This window comes from Collinsella sp. HCP28S3_B9, assembly GCF_052066095.1.
GTDB lineage: Bacteria > Actinomycetota > Coriobacteriia > Coriobacteriales > Coriobacteriaceae > Collinsella.
In genome coordinates, this window is the sequence record NZ_JBQHST010000005.1 from 61,606 (window position 1) to 78,542 (window position 16,937).

At 60.1% G+C, this 16,937-nt stretch carries 15 protein-coding genes and 2 tRNA genes; 12 read left to right on the forward strand and 5 right to left on the reverse strand.

The window, feature by feature from the left end:
• Nucleotides 1-94: 94 nt before the first annotated feature.
• The gene (gene typA, locus ACTNBB_RS02355; protein WP_441056445.1) at nt 95-1,933 is read left to right on the forward strand and encodes a translational GTPase TypA; all 1,839 of its coding nucleotides are present in this window, start codon (nt 95-97) and stop codon (nt 1,931-1,933) included.
• A 104-nt stretch (nt 1,934-2,037) separates the two neighbouring features.
• Here the strand turns inward: typA and ACTNBB_RS02360 are convergent, their stop codons facing one another.
• The 4 genes from ACTNBB_RS02360 to ACTNBB_RS02375 all read right to left on the reverse strand — a co-directional run bounded on the left by ACTNBB_RS02360 (nt 2,038) and on the right by ACTNBB_RS02375 (nt 4,584).
• Nucleotides 2,038-3,183 (reverse strand): polymer-forming cytoskeletal protein, encoded by a 1,146-nt coding sequence (locus ACTNBB_RS02360; RefSeq protein WP_441056444.1) that lies wholly within the window; start codon nt 3,181-3,183, stop codon nt 2,038-2,040.
• Nucleotides 3,184-3,367: 184 nt separating this feature from the next.
• On the reverse strand, nt 3,368-4,057 hold the full coding sequence (locus ACTNBB_RS02365) for a trimeric intracellular cation channel family protein (RefSeq protein WP_441056443.1): 690 nt from the start codon (nt 4,055-4,057) through the stop codon (nt 3,368-3,370).
• Between the two features lie 297 nt (nt 4,058-4,354).
• Nucleotides 4,355-4,445, reverse strand: a tRNA-Ser gene (locus ACTNBB_RS02370).
• 48 nt (nt 4,446-4,493) lie between these two features.
• Nucleotides 4,494-4,584 (reverse strand) — tRNA-Ser (locus tag ACTNBB_RS02375).
• 493 nt (nt 4,585-5,077) lie between these two features.
• Between ACTNBB_RS02375 and rpsF the strand changes: the two genes are divergently transcribed.
• The 5 genes from rpsF to ACTNBB_RS02400 all read left to right on the forward strand — a co-directional run bounded on the left by rpsF (nt 5,078) and on the right by ACTNBB_RS02400 (nt 7,463).
• Entirely contained in the window at nt 5,078-5,371 is a 294-nt protein-coding gene (gene rpsF, locus ACTNBB_RS02380) for a 30S ribosomal protein S6 (protein WP_006235831.1), read from the forward strand.
• A 48-nt stretch (nt 5,372-5,419) separates the two neighbouring features.
• Complete coding sequence (locus tag ACTNBB_RS02385; protein ID WP_006235830.1) at nt 5,420-5,872, forward strand: single-stranded DNA-binding protein; 453 nt, start codon at nt 5,420-5,422, stop codon at nt 5,870-5,872.
• Between the two features lie 72 nt (nt 5,873-5,944).
• Complete coding sequence (gene rpsR, locus ACTNBB_RS02390; protein WP_006235829.1) at nt 5,945-6,211, forward strand: 30S ribosomal protein S18; 267 nt, start codon at nt 5,945-5,947, stop codon at nt 6,209-6,211.
• Nucleotides 6,212-6,226: 15 nt separating this feature from the next.
• Nucleotides 6,227-6,766 carry a 50S ribosomal protein L9 gene (gene rplI / locus ACTNBB_RS02395; RefSeq protein ID WP_441056442.1) on the forward strand — a complete coding sequence of 180 codons (540 nt, stop codon included), beginning with the start codon at nt 6,227-6,229 and terminating at the stop codon, nt 6,764-6,766.
• 202 nt (nt 6,767-6,968) lie between these two features.
• Nucleotides 6,969-7,463, forward strand: coding sequence for a nucleotidyltransferase domain-containing protein (locus ACTNBB_RS02400; protein WP_117843039.1), 495 nt, complete (start codon nt 6,969-6,971; stop codon nt 7,461-7,463).
• A gap of 71 nt (nt 7,464-7,534) precedes the next feature.
• On the opposite strand, the gene ACTNBB_RS02405 is transcribed toward ACTNBB_RS02400, so the two are convergent.
• Nucleotides 7,535-8,617: an IS1595 family transposase gene (locus ACTNBB_RS02405; RefSeq protein ID WP_441056441.1), complete on the reverse strand. Its 1,083-nt coding sequence runs from the start codon at nt 8,615-8,617 to the stop codon at nt 7,535-7,537.
• Between the two features lie 205 nt (nt 8,618-8,822).
• Between ACTNBB_RS02405 and dnaB the strand changes: the two genes are divergently transcribed.
• From dnaB to ACTNBB_RS02435, 6 genes are all read left to right on the forward strand, one after another.
• Complete coding sequence (gene dnaB / locus ACTNBB_RS02410) at nt 8,823-10,220, forward strand: replicative DNA helicase (RefSeq protein WP_441056471.1); 1,398 nt, start codon at nt 8,823-8,825, stop codon at nt 10,218-10,220.
• Nucleotides 10,221-10,312: 92 nt separating this feature from the next.
• Complete coding sequence (locus ACTNBB_RS02415; protein ID WP_441056440.1) at nt 10,313-11,599, forward strand: adenylosuccinate synthase; 1,287 nt, start codon at nt 10,313-10,315, stop codon at nt 11,597-11,599.
• A 120-nt stretch (nt 11,600-11,719) separates the two neighbouring features.
• Nucleotides 11,720-13,024 carry a phosphoribosylamine--glycine ligase gene (gene purD, locus ACTNBB_RS02420; RefSeq protein ID WP_154516747.1) on the forward strand — a complete coding sequence of 435 codons (1,305 nt, stop codon included), beginning with the start codon at nt 11,720-11,722 and terminating at the stop codon, nt 13,022-13,024.
• Nucleotides 13,025-13,045: 21 nt separating this feature from the next.
• Nucleotides 13,046-13,741, forward strand: coding sequence for an NUDIX domain-containing protein (locus ACTNBB_RS02425; protein WP_441056439.1), 696 nt, complete (start codon nt 13,046-13,048; stop codon nt 13,739-13,741).
• Nucleotides 13,742-13,823: 82 nt separating this feature from the next.
• Nucleotides 13,824-15,593: an ABC transporter ATP-binding protein gene (locus tag ACTNBB_RS02430; RefSeq protein WP_441056438.1), complete on the forward strand. Its 1,770-nt coding sequence runs from the start codon at nt 13,824-13,826 to the stop codon at nt 15,591-15,593.
• A 19-nt stretch (nt 15,594-15,612) separates the two neighbouring features.
• Complete coding sequence (locus ACTNBB_RS02435; RefSeq protein ID WP_427729200.1) at nt 15,613-16,578, forward strand: hypothetical protein; 966 nt, start codon at nt 15,613-15,615, stop codon at nt 16,576-16,578.
• Nucleotides 16,579-16,937 lie beyond the last annotated feature (359 nt).

Here is a 16,937-nt window from a genome sequence, read left to right on the forward strand (position 1 = left end):
CGGTAAAAGGCTCAATATTCCCGCCGAGCGTTGTGTTGCTGGACGGGTCGCATACGCGTGCCGTTTGTATATAGATAGAAGATAGGGGAACTACATGCGCGTAGACAATCTGAGGAACATCGCCATTATCGCCCACGTCGACCACGGTAAGACGACGATGGTCGACAAGCTCCTGCGTGCCACGGACGCCTTCCGTGCCAACCAGCAGGTCGAGGATCGCGTCCTGGACTCCAACGACCAGGAGCGCGAGCGCGGCATCACGATTCTCGCCAAGAACATCTCTATCGAGTACAAGGACGTTAAGATCAACGTCATCGACACCCCGGGCCACGCCGACTTTGGTGGTGAGGTCGAGCGCGTGCTGCGCATGGCCGACGGTGCCCTGTTGCTGGTCGACGCCTTTGAGGGCCCCATGCCCCAGACCCGCTTTGTCCTACGTCACGCCATCGACACCGGCCTTAAGATCATGATCGTCATCAACAAGATCGACCGTCCGGGCGCCAACCCCGAGAAGGCCTACAACGACTGTCTGGACCTTATGGCCGACCTGGGCGCCACCGACGACCAGCTCGAGTTTGCCATGGAGCACGTGGTCTATGCCAGCGCCATGAATGGCTTTGCCCGCCTTGACCCCAACGACGGCACCATGGATATGTACCCGCTGCTCGACATGATCATCGACGACATGCCCGCGCCCGAGGTTGACGAGGCCGCGCCGCTCGCTATGCAGTGCGTGACCATCGACCACTCCAACTTTGTCGGCCGCATCGGCATTGGCCGCGTGTACTCCGGCACCATTCGCCAGGGCGATCAGATCCTGGTCGTCAAGAACGACGGTTCCAGCGCCACCGCTACCGTCAAGCAGCTCTTTACCTTCGACTACCTGGGCCGCACCGAGTGCCAGGAAGTCGGCGCCGGCGACATTGCCGCCGTCGTGGGTATCGAGCGCACCGACATCGGCGATGTCTACACCGATCCCGAGAGCCCCGTCGAGCTCGAGCCTATCGAGATCGATCCGCCGACCCTGTCCATCGTCTTTGAGGCCTCGACCTCTCCGCTCGTCGGCCGCGACGGCGACATTGTGGGCGCCCGTCAGCTCAAGGAGCGCCTGTTCAATGAGGCCGAGAACAATGTGACCATGAAGATCGAGGAGCTCGAGGACAAGAGCGGCGTCGAGGTCTCGGGCCGCGGCATTCTGCACCTGTCCGTCCTGATGGAGTCCATGCGTCGCGAGGGCTTTGAGTTCCAGGTCGGCCGTCCCCGCGTTCTGTTTAAGAAGGACGAGAACGGCAACAAGATGGAGCCCGTCGAGCAGGCTGTCGTCGAGTGCCCGGACGAGTACTCGGGCAAGGTCGTCGAGGTCTTTGGCACCTCTGGCGGCATTATGACCAGCATGGACACCTCGGGCATCGTGACGCACCTTGAGTTTAAGATCCCGACCCGCGGCATCATGGGCCTTAAGAACCGCATCATGAACGTCACTCACGGCGAGGGCGTGTTCTATCACACCTTCCTGGAGTACGGTCCTTACGCCGGCGAGATCGGCAACCGTCAGAACGGCGCCATGATCTCCATGACCACCGAGAAGGCCGTTGCCTACGCTCTGGGCACGCTGCAGGAGCGCGGCCAGCTGTTTGTTGAGCCGGGTGTCGAGTGCTACGAGGGCATGATCGTGGGCGAGCGCAGCAAGGCCGGCGACATGGTCGTCAACATCGCCCGTACCAAGAACCTGGGCAACCAGCGTTCCTCGACCTCCGATATCTCCGTGCAGCTGGTGCCGCCTCGCACCTTCTCGCTGGAAGAGGCGCTGGAGTACATCGCCGATGACGAACTGGTGGAGATCACCCCCAAGAACATCCGTCTGCGCAAGCGTCTGCTCAACGCCACCGATCGCAAGAAGGCTGCCGTTCGCGCCGGTCAGGTCAACAAATAAGCGCTGAACTCTGTAGCATTCACAAGAAAGGGCGTCGACCATCGCGGCCGGCGCCCTTTTTGTACCACCACAAAGAGGAAGGACACCTTTGCGGTGGTTGGCGGTTAGGCGGAGGGAAGGCCCGGGGTGTTGGGGGCCTTTTGCGGTTTGACGTGGGCGTTGCGCCAGATGATCTGAATGAGATAGCCCAGCATAAAGACGAAGGCTACGCCGCTGATAAAGTTGCCCATAAGGGGAAGTGCTGTAAGGGCGCCGGCAATGGCGCCGCCCACGGCGGCCATGGCGTAGCGGTTCTGGCTGTGCCCGACCATGCGTGCGACCGCGGTGCCCGCAAAGGCCGCCGAGACCAGGGCGATGCCGATGACGCCGCACATCAGGGCTCCGGCGAGCGACAGGCCGGCAATCGAGATGATGAGCAGCAAGATGGCGGGAACGGCGGCTACCGTGCCCAAAAGACCGCTCACCCACAGCGGGGCGGGGTGCTGGTGAAGCATGCCGGCCGCGCTGGCTGTTGCACGCGGAAAGACGAGCTCAAGGAGAATCGCGACAAAGCAGGTGGAAAGAGCTGCGGCAACGATGCCGCCGATGACGTCGTTGATGGTGGAGGTATCCTCGTTCTCGGTGCGGTCGATCTTGAGGGCTCCCACTTTGGCGCCGTCGGCGCGTTCGGGATCCTGTGAGACATGAGCGTTTACGGTACCGGTGATGTTGGCGTTTTTGCCGAGCACCAGCTTGTCGGCCCAGACCTCAACATCGCCATCGACAGTGCCGTCGATGGTTACCGTACTGCCCGCGAGCGCTGCCGACTTGGCGGAGCCGCGCAGGGCAACCGTCTCACCTGCGGCATAGAAGCAATTGGCGGTACTGCCGGAGTTAAGTACGACGTGCTGAGCGGCAACTGTCACGCTTCCATCAATGGTGGTCTTGGCGATATCGATGGTGCGCGCCGCCAGGCGAACGGCGCCGCCTACGGTGCAGTCGCGAATCGACAGGCTTTCGCCGGCGGCGATGATATCGCGGTCGATGGACGCGTCGTCCAGGCTAAGGCTTTGACCGGCCCAGTACAGATCGCCCCCGACGCCGGATGGACTGGAATCCCCGTCGGACACGAAAACATTGCCCGCGGTGTCGGTGCCGGCGAATGCCATGGAAGGCAGCGCGGTAAACGCCAGCGCGATAAGCGCGAAGGCCATAATGAGGTGTCCGCGCATGTTGTGATGTTGCGCCACCGCGGGTTGGTTGTGAGGCATGGTGAATCCTTTGCTTGGTGATTTGCATACGCCCAATATGGTACCCATTGCGCCTTCGCTCTAAAAGAAACTCGCGGTTGCAGTATTCTGCATGGGCAATTGCCTACGTAAGGCGTCGTGGGATATCGGGCCTGCGGCCGGCTGTAGATAGGCTGTCACCTTGCGATGGGCCGGGCCGTGCTATCTATTTTTTACGATGTAGGAAACGCGCGATATCGTCCTCGGTGGGGCTTTTGATGTCAAAGCGCAGCGAGAGCCAGCGCAGGCCCATGGTCACTGCGACGCAAACGACCAGCGCGACGACATTGCTGACCAAGCCGCTCATGACAAGGCAAACATAGCTTGCCGATCCAGCGATAGCCGCGATGGCATAGAAGTTGGTGCGCTGGAAAATACTCGGCACCACGCCCATAAAACCATCGCGCAGCATGCCGCCGCCTACCGCGGTAAAAAAGCCCATCATGATGCACACGACCGGTGCAAATCCGTACACGAGCGCCTTATCTGCGCCGGTTGCCGCATAAATACCCACCGAGATGATGTCGAGCAGGGGGATGAGCTTGTCGGGCTTGTCGACGATGGCAGGGAAGATGTAGATGATGGCCGCCGTGGCGATGGACAGCGGCAGCGCCATGGGCTGGTTAAGGATGTAGACGTTGCCCACCTGGAGCGTCATATCGCGCAAAAGACCGCCGCCCAGACCGCAGACCACGGCGAGCGCGACGGCGCCCACCAGATCGAGTTTGTGCTCGCGCGCAACCAGTACACCCGAAATCGATGCCGCGACGACAGCGAACATCTCGAGCCAAAACGGGATGGCAACCATGGCATCCGAGGCGTGTGCGGTAACGATTACAGTGGCGATGACGGGCAAGGTGGGTTCCTTTGGGTAGTTGGATTGGAAAATGCCCGTACATAGTACATGGTTGTGGGAGGTCGTGACCCCATTGCTCGGTAAACGGTCGGAACTGGGCGCGGTCACAGGTTCCAAACATGTACATCAGCATCCAAAAACGACATTTTTTGACATCTTTGGAGGGTGATGTACATGTTTGGAGATCTGGGTTGGTGTTGAACGCCCTGGCGGGTTCGAACCCCTCCTCCGCCGTATTTGTTTGTAAGGGACTCAAAACAAAAAAGCTCCCTTTGTTGGGAGCTTTCTCAACCAAAATGGCGGAGGAGGAGGGATTCGAACCCTCGTGACCTTATACAGGCCAAACGGTTTTCGAGACCGCCGCATTCAACCACTCTGCCACCCCTCCGCGTGGGGTAAAAACAAAGCAGGCACAAAGGCCTGCTTTGGAATTAACTGGCGGAGAGTCAGGGATTTGAACCCTGGAGACGCTTTTGACGCCTACACGATTTCCAATCGTGCTCCTTCGGCCACTCGGACAACTCTCCGTTAAATGCGAAAGTCAGTATACACGAGGAATCGCAAAGTGCAAACCAAAAACTTGGCATTTTTTAAATTGCATCGCTCCGTCGTTTGCCCAACCGTGCCGAAACCAATCGATGACCTGCGTAATCGGCCCAGGCGAACTGTTCAAATGAGGTAGTTACGGACGGTCGGGAATCAAGTTTAATAATTCAAAATGTCGCGTTGTACCGCTGGTATGCATTTTGTGACCGCAGCCATGCTGCGAGCGACTTGCGGTTATCTGGCAGAAAGTCGGTATGTACCCGCCCTTGTCCTCAAATCCGTCAAGCTCTTGGACAGCATTTGGTTGGAATACGCAAGAAAGGCCGTGCGAGTATGGACATATGTGGAGGTCATGAGGTTGTAGCTGCATATTCTTGCAGCCTGGGAGGTTGAAAGATACTATTACCAAGTCTTTTCCTGCTTCAGGCGCACCTTCACGACCTGAAGCCACATTTGTCCAGAGGAGGTGACAATATGAAGGCTTATGAACTGCTGTTCTTTGTTGACCCGTCACTCGACCCCGAGACTCGTCTCGCTGTTATGAAGCGTATCGATACCACGATCGCTGAGGGCGCTGGCAAGGTCGACTCCGTTGACGAGTGGGGCAAGCGCAAGCTCGCCTACGAGATCAACGACCTCACCGATGGTGACTACACCCTCATCAACTTCCACGCAGATCCTACCCAGATCGCCGAGCTTGATCGCGTCCTGCGCATCACCGACGCTGTGGTCCGCCACATGATCGTCCGTCGCGACGACCAGGAGTAAGACTGTCGTTTTGGACTGGGCTTGTGCCCCAAGAGGAAGTAGTGAGTAATGAGCATCAATCGAGTGAACATCACCGGTAACCTCACCCGCGATCCCGAGCTGCGCGCCACTGCCGGCGGAACCCAGGTTCTGTCCTTTGGCGTCGCCGTGAACGATCGCCGCCGCAATGCGCAGACTGGCGAGTGGGAGGACTATCCCAACTTTGTCGACTGCACTATGTTCGGCACCCGCGCCGAGGCCGTGAGCCGTTTCCTGGCAAAGGGAAACAAGGTTGCGATCGAGGGCAAGCTGCGCTACAGCTCTTGGGAGCGCGACGGTCAGCGCAGGAGCAAGCTTGAGGTCATCGTCGATGAGATTGAGTTTATGAGCTCCCGTGGTGGCCAGGGTGGCTACGATCAGGGCGGTTACGCCCCCGCAGCTCCCGCGCCCGCAGCACGTCCTGCCGCACCGGTGGCTACGCCGCCCGCGGTCGACGTCTACGATGAGGACATCCCGTTTTAAGGGTTGTTCACCTATTTTTGAGTGAGAGGCGGCTTCGGTTCGCCGAAGTTGCCAAATGAAAGGTATTTTGACATGGCTAATGATTTTTCTGCACGTCAGCCGCGTCGTAAGTACTGCCAGTTCTGCAAGGAGAACACTGAGTTCATCGACTATAAGGACACTCAGCTTCTCCGTAAGTACATGACCGACCGTGGCAAGATCAAGCCCCGTCGCGTCACTGGCGCTTGCACGCAGCATCAGCATGACATCGCCAACGCCATCAAGCGTGCCCGCGAGATGGCTCTCCTGCCGTACACCGTCCCCGTGGTTTCCTCCCGTGGCAACCGCGACCGCGGCTAAGAAGGGAGACGCATCATGAAGGTTATTCTTCTCGATGAGATCAAGGGCAAGGGCGGCGAGGGTGACGTCGTAGAGGTCGCTCAGGGTTACGCTGAGAACTTCCTGTTCCCCAAGAAGCTCGCTGTTGCCGCCACCAAGGGCAACCTCAAGCAGCTTGACGAGCGTCGCAACAACATCGCCAAGCGCGAGGCCGTCCGTCTGGCTACCGCCAACGAGACCAAGGCTGCCCTCGAGGGCAAGCAGGTCACCGTTGACGTCAAGGTCGGCGACGAGGGCATCCTCTTTGGCTCCGTCACCGCCGCTATGATCGCTGACGCCATCAAGGATCAGCTCGGTATGGACATCGACCGCAAGCGCGTCGAGCTCGGTAAGCCCATCAAGGTTGCCGGTGCCCACACCGTTGCCATCTCGCTGTACCGCGAGATCAAGGCCGAGGTTGTCGTTCTCGTCGGCGTTACCGCCGAGGAGCTCGCTGCCGAGGCTGAGGTCGAGGAGGCCGCTGAGGCCGCCGAGGCCGAGACCGCCGAGGTCGAGACCGAGGCTGCTGCTGAGTAGCATTTGCTGCAACGCAACAATCTTGTTCTAAGAAGGGCGCTCTGGGAGACCAGGGCGCCCTTTTATTTTTTGCGCTGGGGGAGTGTCGTGGCAGCCATTGAGATGCGGTCCCGTGTATGCGTTGTGTTAGACCGCTTTGGATACTGGGACTTTTCCTATAATCTTTCTTGCTTAGATAGCAGGCGAAAGCGAAGGAGCTCCTATGGTCACCAAGGATGATGCGTGTTGGATAATCGGCCTTTCCGCAGGTGCGGGCATCGACGTATATCTTGATGGCGGCTGGGGCGTCGATGCGCTTGTCGGGCGTGAGACCAGGGCCCATAACGACATCGACCTGTTCGTTCAGCGCGGGGATTACCAAAGGTTCGTGGATCTAATTGCTGATGAGGGGTTTTCCGAGGTGGCTGCATCTTTCACCACCGAAGATCACACGGTGTGGCAAGACGAGGCGGGGCGCATCGTCGACCTGCATTGCTTCGATTTCGCCGAGAATGGCGATATTCTGTATCAGGGAGATCGTTTTCCCGGGGAGGTCTTTTCGGGGAGGGGGCGCATCGGCGAGGTGGAGGTGTCGTGCATCGACCCCGAAAGCCAGCTGTTGTTTCACTTGGGCTATCAGCATGACGAGCACGACGTCCACGATGTCATGCTCCTATGCCGTGAGTACGGTTTCGACGTTCCCGAAGAATATCGCTAGCTGTTGCTATTTGCATCGGGGCACGACTTCAGCGCTTGCCGCAGATGCGCTGCGCCAGACCGCCCTGGACATCACGCCACGCCGTATATGGCCCTCCGCGCACGCGAGTCCCATTTCGCCTGCTTGATCCAGTACTCGTAGAACGGATAGGGGGTCGCCTTGTACTGGCGCCAGGTCTTCTCGTACGTGCCGCGGGCCGCCTGCCTCACTATGAGCTCGGTGAGCTCGTCCGCGCTCCTGTGGACCTTGAAGCACCATGTCCGCTTGAACCAGGCGAGGTAGTTCTCGAGGCGTCTCGTGGAGACGCCCCGGAACCTGCCGATGAAGTGCCTCATCTGGGAGTGGAGGCTGTTCACCCTGTTGATGGCGTGCTCCTCCCTCTTGCTGGCGATGTGCGCGCCGACGCCGAGGGCGGGCAGGACGCGGCGGTATACGTGCGCACGGTCCGTCGAGATTATCGCGCCGACCGCGAGCTTGTCGGCGAGCAGCTCCCTGGCCGCCGCCTCGTCGAGGCCGCCCCTCCCCGCGATCTCGTAGAAGATGTCGCCGGCGTCGTTGATGCCGGTGAGCACGCATATCTTCTCGTGCCCGTCGGTTCCCTGCGACCTTGTGCGGGACTTCCTGGGCACGCCGGACTCCGACCTGGAGCGGTTTCCCTTAAAGCTCTCCCTGAAGAAGCACTCGTCGAGCTCGGCCCCGCCGCCGGCCTCCACGCGGAAGGCGGGCATGCGCTTGGCCATGGCCTCGAGCAGCCTGTGGCGCATGAAGAACGCCGTCTTGAGGCACACGCCGCACTTTTCCGCCGACTCGCGCAGCGGGAGCATGTCCACGTGGCACTCCGCGAACCTCATCCAGGCCGACCTGTCGAGCTTGGTGGTGGAGAAGATGCGCATGGTGGCGTCGGTGAAGGTCCTGGCGCACCCTCGGCAGAGGAACCGCTGACGGCCGCGCCCGTCTCGCCCCCTCTTCACGTAATGCGGGGAGCCGCACCAGGGGCAGGCTCTGTCGGGATCGTCTTCCGCCCCCTCGCTTGCCGCGAGGTCGAAAAGCTCCGCGTCTATCAGCGCCTTGAGCGATCTCAGGGCCCTGCTCTTCTCGGCAGCCGTCATCTGCGGGAGGAGCTGCCTCGTCAGCTGGGTGAGCACGTCTTCCATTGCAACCTCCATCTCTCCTGATGATGGAATTGTCGCAACCGGGGCCCCGTCGCGTGTACTGCGTGCAGGACACTTATCCAAAGTGGTCTAACACAACGCGTGTATGGGACCGTTCATCCGTTTGGTTCGGTGATGATTGCCGGGGCGCGGCCCGTTTTGAGGCTGTGGCTGATACTATGGATGCTCGCAAGCGATATGAATGAGGATGCTCATGGCATATGACGAAAGGGAGACGGGGCTGACGGTCGAGGACCGTGGCTCTAAGTTGGGTCTCCCTCAAAACCAAGATGCAGAGGCCAATGTACTGGCCGCCATGCTGCTGTCGCCCGAGGTGGTCGAGGAGGCCCAGGTCGAGCTGCAGCCCGATGACTTCTACCGGCCCATTCATAAGACCATCTACACCGCGATGGTCGATATGTACAACAGCCGCATTCCCATCGACTCTATCTCGCTGATCGATTACCTGCGCAGCATCAACAAGCTTGATGCCGTGGGCGGCGAGGCCTACATTTTGGAGCTGATGGGTCAGACCCTGTCGCTCGTGAACTGGCAGCACCATGCCGCCATCGTCCGTCGCGACTCGATGCTGCGCGAGCTGATCGGTGCCACCAACGAGATCAACGCGCTGGCCTATAACGCCCCTACCGACACCAAAGAGGTCGTGGAGCTGGCCGAGAGCAAGCTGCTTAAGGTCACGGCGCGCGAGGTCAAGTCGAGCTATAAGACACTGACCGAGTTTATGGTCGAGGCCTATAACGAGGCCGAGGAAGTATGTAAGGCCGGTGGACAGGCCGCTGGCGTGCCCACCGGCTTCCCGTCGCTCGACCGCATGCTTATGGGTTTCCGCGAGGGCCAGCTCATCATTATCGGCGCCCGCCCTGCCGTGGGTAAGACGTCGTTCGCTCTGAACCTGGCGCTGAATGCCGCCGCTGCGGGCTATACCGTCGGCTTCTTTTCGCTGGAGATGTCGGGCAAGGAAATTGCCCAGCGCCTGATTTGCGCCTACGCCATGATTTCGATCAGCGACTTCCGTACGGGCCGCATTAGCCCCGAGCAGTGGGCCAATATCAACGAGGCCACGCAGACCTTGTCCAAGCTCGATATTCTGATTGACGATACGCCCGGCACCACGGTGACCGAGATTCGCGCCAAGAGCCGCCGCATGCTCCACAACAAGGAGAAGGCCATCATTATCTTGGACTACCTGCAGCTGGTGAGTCCTCCGCCGGGACGCCGTTCCGAGAGCCGCACCGTCGAGGTCTCCGAGATGTCGCGTGGCTTAAAGATTATGGCCAAGGAACTCAAGATCCCACTGATCGCGCTGTCTCAGCTGTCGCGTCAGGTCGAATCCCGTACCGGCAAGCGCCCGCAGCTTTCCGACCTGCGCGAATCGGGCTCCATCGAGCAGGACGCCGATATCGTCATGTTCCTGGACCGTTCCGCCGACGAGGCTGAGGCCTCGCGCGACGACCGACCCGACGAGGGCGTCACGCGTATTGTCGTGGCCAAGAACCGTTCGGGCCCGATCGGCGACGTCGACCTGATGTTCCTGCCGGCGTCTACCAAGTTCTATGAGCTTGATGGGGTGCATACCGAGGAGTAGGACAGGCGCCCGTTGCACGGGTATACTGGGAATGTTTTGTGCTTCTGCCTGCCGTGTGGCGCGCAGACAGTCCATGTATGTAAGGAGTAAACATGCCGTCAACCGTTTTGGTCGGTGCCCAGTGGGGCGATGAGGGCAAGGGTAAGATCTGCGACCTGATCGCTGGCGACTTCGATGCCGTCGTGCGCTATTCGGGCGGCAACAACGCCGGGCACACCATCGTCGTCAACGGCAAGAAGTACGGCCTGCACCAGGTGCCCTCCGGCATCATGTACGCCGACCACGTGTCGGTGATTGGCAACGGCTGCGTCGTCAACCCCAAGGTTGTCCTTGAGGAGATCGACATGTTCGAGGCCGATGGCATCACCACCAAGAACCTCAAGATCAGCGGCAACGCACACGTGATCATGCCGTATCACATCGACCTGGACGGTGCCTTTGAGCAGAAGCTCGGCAAGAAGAGTATCGGTACCACCAAGCGCGGCATTGGCCCGTGCTATCAGGACAAGATGGCCCGTATTGGCCTTCGTATGCAGGACATGCTGGACGAGGAGCTCTTCCGCGACAAGCTGGAAACCGCTCTTGCCCGCGTGAATCCCGAGCTCGAGCTGCTTTACGGCCTGCCCACCTACACCGTGGACCAGATCTGTGAAGAGTACCTGCCCATGGCCGAGCGCCTGCGCCCGTACATCACCGAGACGAGCCTGCTGCTCAACAACATGATCGATGAGGGCAAGACCCTGCTCTTTGAGGGCGCCCAGGCAACATTGCTCGATATCGACCATGGCACCTATCCGTTTGTCACATCTTCTAACTGCACCGCCGGCGGCGCGATCACCGGTTCTGGTGTTGGCATGAAAAACGTCGACCGCGTGCTGGGCGTCATGAAGGCCTACATCACCCGCGTCGGTGCAGGCCCCATGCCCACTGAGCTTTCCTACGAGTCCGAGGCCGGCCATACGCTGACCGAGGAGGGCTATGAGTACGGCGTGACCACCGGTCGCCGTCGTCGCTGCGGCTGGTTTGACGGTCCCATCGCCAACTACGCCTCGCGCGTCAACGGTCTTACCGACATCGCCCTGACCAAGCTCGACGTGCTTTCGGTCTTCGACACCATTAAGGTGTGCGTGGCCTATGACGTCGACGGCGAGCGCTACACCAGCGTGCCCGAGCACCAGGTGCGCTTTGAGCATGCCAAGCCCATCTACGAGGAGCTTCCCGGCTGGAAGTGCGATATTACCGGCTGCCGCAGCTTTGAGGAGCTGCCGCAGGAGGCTCAGGACTACGTGGCATTTGTCGAGGATCTGGCGCACACGCGCGTGACGTTTGTCGGTGTTGGCGCCGGCCGCGAGCAGATCATCAACCGATTCTGGAAGTAATCGGCGTTATTTGGTTATTGCGATATACCCCTTCGCAGCCCGGACGGGCGGCCGAGGGGTATATTTGCTTGTAATGGGCCCGCATGGTTGACGGGCCGTTAATCCATAGAGGAGGCACCCTTGAAGGCGGACACTCAAACCATCGACATCCTGTTGTTGGGCAGCGGCGGCCGCGAGCATGCTTTGGCAGCCAAGCTCGCGGCATCACCGCGCGCCGGCAAGCTCTACATCGCCCCGGGCAACGGCGGCACCGCGAGCTGCGGCGAGAACGTGGTTCTCGACGATTGCGATCCTGCTGCCGTGGCGGCGTTTGCACAGAGCCACGGATGCGGACTCGTGGTGATTGGCCCCGAGGCTCCGCTCGTGGCGGGCGTGGCCGACGCCGTGCGCGCGGCGGGTATTCCCTGCTTTGGCCCGGGTGCCGAGGGCGCCCAGATGGAGGGCTCTAAGCTGTTTTCCAAGCAGCTCATGGAGCGCGCGGGCATTCCGACGGCCGCCTACGGCTCGTTTACCGACGAGGCTTCGGCTCTCGCCTATGTGCGCGAGCAGGGCGCTCCGCTGGTCGTGAAGGCCGACGGTCTTGCCGCGGGCAAGGGCGTTATTGTGGCAACCGAGCTTTCGCAGGCCGAAGAGGCCGTGCGCGAGTGCTTTGGCGGCACCTTTGGCGACGCCGGCAACACCGTGGTTATCGAGGAGATGCTCGTTGGCCCCGAGTGCTCGCTGCTGGCCTTTACCGACGGCAAGACCGTGCGCCCCATGGCCACCTCGCAGGACCACAAGCGCGCGCTTGAGGGCGACCTTGGTCCCAACACGGGCGGCATGGGCGTCTACAGCCCGGTGCCTATCGTGACCGACGAGGAGCACGCCACCATGGTGAAGGTCATGGAGCAGACCGTGGCCGAGCTCGCTGCCGAGGGCATCGATTACCGTGGCTGCCTGTACGGCGGCTTTATGCTTACCCCCGCCGGCCCCAAGGTGCTGGAGTTTAACGCCCGCTTTGGCGACCCCGAGACGCAGGTCGTGCTGCCGCGCCTTAAGAACGACCTGGTCGAGGTCATGCTTGCCTGCGCCAACTGCGAGCTCGACCAGATTGAGCTCGATTGGCGTGACGAGTGGGCGGTGGCCGTTGTCCTGACGAGCGCGGGCTATCCCGGCAGCTACGAGAAGGGCAAGGTCATCACCGGTATCGAGGATGCCGAGGCCATGGAGAACGTGACCGTGTATCACGCCGGCACCGCCGTGGTGGACGGCCAGCTCGTGACCAACGGCGGCCGCGTGCTCGCCGTTACCGCGCTGGGCGACACGTTCGAGAACGCTCGCAACCTTGCCTACGAGGCTTGCGAGAAGATCGATTTTGAGGGCAAGACCCTGCGTCACGACATTGGCCTGCGCGCGCTGCGCGGCCGCGACGCCTGGGATGCCTAAAATCCGAGAGGAATGAGACGGATGGACGAGAAGAACGAAGAGCTCGTGGATGCGCAAATCGTCGAAGAGGACAGCCGCATGTATGGGCACGCCGAGGGCGAGCCTGGTGGCGAGGTCGCTGACGAGCCGGCGCTGGTGCTGGGCGACGACGACCCGCACGATGCCGAGCTGCACGAGAAGATTCTTTCGGAGGAGTGCACCTGGAAGGGCAAGATCCTCGACGTCCACCGTCTTGAGGTTGAGCTGCCCAACGGTCACCGCAGCGCCCGCGATATCGTTCGCCATCCGGGTGCTGCGGCCGTTGTGGCGCTGACCGAGAGCGGCAAGATCGTACTGGTGCGTCAGTACCGCACCGCCATCGACCGCGTGACGGTTGAGATTCCCGCCGGCAAGCTCGACCCAGGCGAGGACCCGCTCGATTGTGCCAGGCGCGAGCTGCATGAGGAGACGGGCTTTAAGGCCGGGCGCATTCGCTTTTTAACGTCTATTGTCACGACCTGCGGTTTTTGCGACGAGATTATTCACATCTACCTGGCCACCAAGCTCGAGTTCGATGCGCCCAACCCCGACGATGACGAGTTTGTCAACGTTGACCTGGTGCCGCTGCACGAGCTGATCGATGCCGTGCTCGACGGCAAGATCGAGGATGCCAAGACCGTCGTGGGCGCGCTTGCCTGCGACAGCATCGCGCACCGCCTTGGTGGTTCTGAGCTGTAACGAGTGGGGATAGCCCTGGGACAAGTACTACTGATTGCTTTGTCCCAGGGTCTTACGTTGCTGATATTTCTTTGAGGATCACATGCTGAAGCGTTTTCTGTCTTACTACAAGCCCCAGATGGGGCTTTTTGTTGCCGATACCATTTGCGCCCTGGTGCTCGCCGCCATTGACCTGGCGTTTCCCATTATCCTGCGCAATCTGTGCGGCGGGCTGTTTACCCAGGGCCAGACTGCCATTATGCAGGCGCTCGGTATGATCGCGGTGGGACTGGTGCTGATGTATGCCACCCGCTGCGCCTGCCGCTACTTTGTGAGCTATTGGGGCCACGTGATGGGCGCGCGCATGGAGTCCAAGATGCGCGAGGACTTGTTCGATCAGTACGAGCGTTTTAGCTTTGCGTACTTTGATCGCAACAGCTCGGGTGACATGATGAGCCGTGTGGTCAACGACCTGTTCGATATCTGCGAGGCGGCGCACCACGTGCCCGAATGGATCATTATTTGCGGTATCGAGATCATTGGCTCGTTTGTGATTCTGTTTACCATTGCGCCGGTGCTCGCGCTCGCCATGGCCGTGGTGACGGCGGTGTTCGCGGTCATTATGTTTTGGCAGAATATGCGCATGCGCGAGGTCTTTAGCGATAACCGCAAAAAGATCAGCGGCATCAATGCGCAGCTGCAGGATTCGCTGGCGGGCATGCGTGTGGTCAAAAGTTTTGCCAATGAGCAGACCGAACGCTCTAAGTTCCGTGCCTCTAACGATCGCTACCTTTCGTCCAAGGAAAACATGTATCACGCCATGGGCGTCTACACCGCGACGTATGGTCTGCTCTCGGGCGTGCTCTATGTGATCGTGGTGCTGCTGGGCGGTTGGCTCGTTGCCCAAGGCCAGCTTCAGGCGGTCGATATGGCAACCTTCGCGCTCTACATTTCGCTGTTCTGCACGCCGCTTGAGACGCTCGTCAATTCGGCCGAGACGTATCAGAAAGCCATCGCCGGCTTTAAGCGCATGGACGAGGTGCTCTCGACTGTCCCCGATATTCAGGATAAGCCGGGTGCTGCGGATCTGCAGGTGACGGCCGGCGCTGTTGAGTATCGCGACGTGTGCTTTAGCTACGAGGATGTCGAGCTGGGCGCGGGCGACGGGACGCGCCCCGTTATCGACCATATGGATCTGTCCATTAAGCCCGGTCAAACCATCGCTTTGGTTGGTCCCTCGGGCGGCGGCAAATCAACGACTTGTTCGCTGTTGCCGCGCTTTTACGACGTTGCCGCCGGCTCCATTAGCATTGACGGCCAGGATGTGCGCGACGTGACGCAGCGTAGCCTGCGCCAATCCATCGGCTTGGTGCAGCAAGATGTCTATCTGTTCGACGGAACGATTGGCGAGAACATCGCCTATGGCAAGCCGGACGCCACGGCAGAAGAGATCGCCGAGGCGGCCCGCCGTGCCAATATCGATACCTTTATCGAGTCGCTTCCGCAGGGCTACGACACCGTGGTGGGCGAGCGCGGCAGCCGTCTTTCTGGTGGTCAAAAGCAGCGCGTCGCCATCGCGCGCGTGTTTCTCAAAAATCCCAAGATCCTTATTTTGGATGAGGCGACCAGTGCTCTGGATAACGAGAGCGAGGAGGCGGTGCAGGAGTCGCTCGAGCGCTTGGCGCGCGGCCGCACCACGATCATCATCGCTCACCGTCTCTCGACCATTAAGCATGCCGACGAGATTGCGACCGTTGAGCATGGTCGCGTTGTGGAACGTGGCACGCACGAGGAGCTTCTCGCCCGTGGCGGCACTTATGCCCGTTACTATCGAATGCAGTTCGAAGGTGCGCGTGCGCACGAGCTCGACTGATTGATATGACAGGAAGGTTATGGCTGATAAGAACCATCTGACTCCGGAAGAAGTGACGGAGTTATTCTCCGAAATCGATGCATCCGGCGTCTTGGATCCTACACTCGCCAAAAAGCGTACCGAGCGCATGCGCGAGAAAGAGTCTGCCGTCAAACGCGGTGACAAGGCGACACTGGCGCGGCTGCGCAGCGAGGATCGCGCGAGCCAGGCAAAACATATCGACCCGCTGTCCGAGGACGATCCTTCGGGTTCGCAGGTGAGCCATACCATTACGAAGACTGCCATGGTCGTTGTTATCGGCATCCTGGTGCTGATTGTGGGCATGCAGATCGGCTACGGCGTGATGCGACGCCTGAACACCGCGAACCTCTCCGAGAGCGTTTCGGTGGATACCGTTTCGACCGCGCTCAAAGGTGGACTTGAATGGGGCAACGGCTTTACGCAGTTCCCGCTCGATTTTACCGTCGACGAGGCCGACGAGGGTACGGGCACGGTTGAGGTGACGGTGCTGGACACGTCTTCTGCCAATGAGCTCGAGTTGCTGTCCAACGGTCAGATTCAGGCGGCGGCGCTCGCAACCAACGCCCTGCTCAACGACAAGATTGACCGTGTGGTGTATAACGTCCACGCCTATATCGACGAGGACAGCAGGATTCAGCATGATTCCTTCTTTGGCATGTTTCCCGCCCAGGGCCATCAGAGCGCCATCCTGACGTTCGTCTGGACCAAGAGCTCTTCCAACGCCACCAATATCGACTGGAAGATGCGTATCGTGAGCATGGATGACACCATTGCCGAGCGCATTCAGAAACAGGTGAACTCGGTATCGTCGCTCATCGAGGACCCGGCGGTGAGCCAGACTAAGATTGACGAGGAAAAGGCCGAACGTGACCTGGAGCATCGCCTGCACGGCCGCGAGATTTTCCGTGGCGGCAAGCTTGGCCGCACCCCGTCCGAATTACTTGAGCAGGACAAGCAAAAGTAGTCCGCAGCCACATAGAACGATGACATCCCGCGTGAGCCGCAAGCCCACGCGGGATGATTTTTCTGGGACGGGGATTAAAAAATTATTCTGTCATGTATGCGGTTGGCGAGTAGTCAATTTGGGACGGGGCTATTTTAGCTACCCCGGCTGGTGGCACGACGGTTAGGTTGATTGACGGACGGGGCAGCTAAAATAGCCCCGTCCCAAATTGACTACTCAGCGACAAAGCTCTGCTTTCAGAATGATTTTTTAAGGCTCTGTTAGACCAGGATTGACATGCCGACCTGCCGGCTAACTCGCCGTCTCCTCGTCGGGCGCCGGCGTCTTGACCCTCATCTCGAACGGCATCCCGCCCTCTC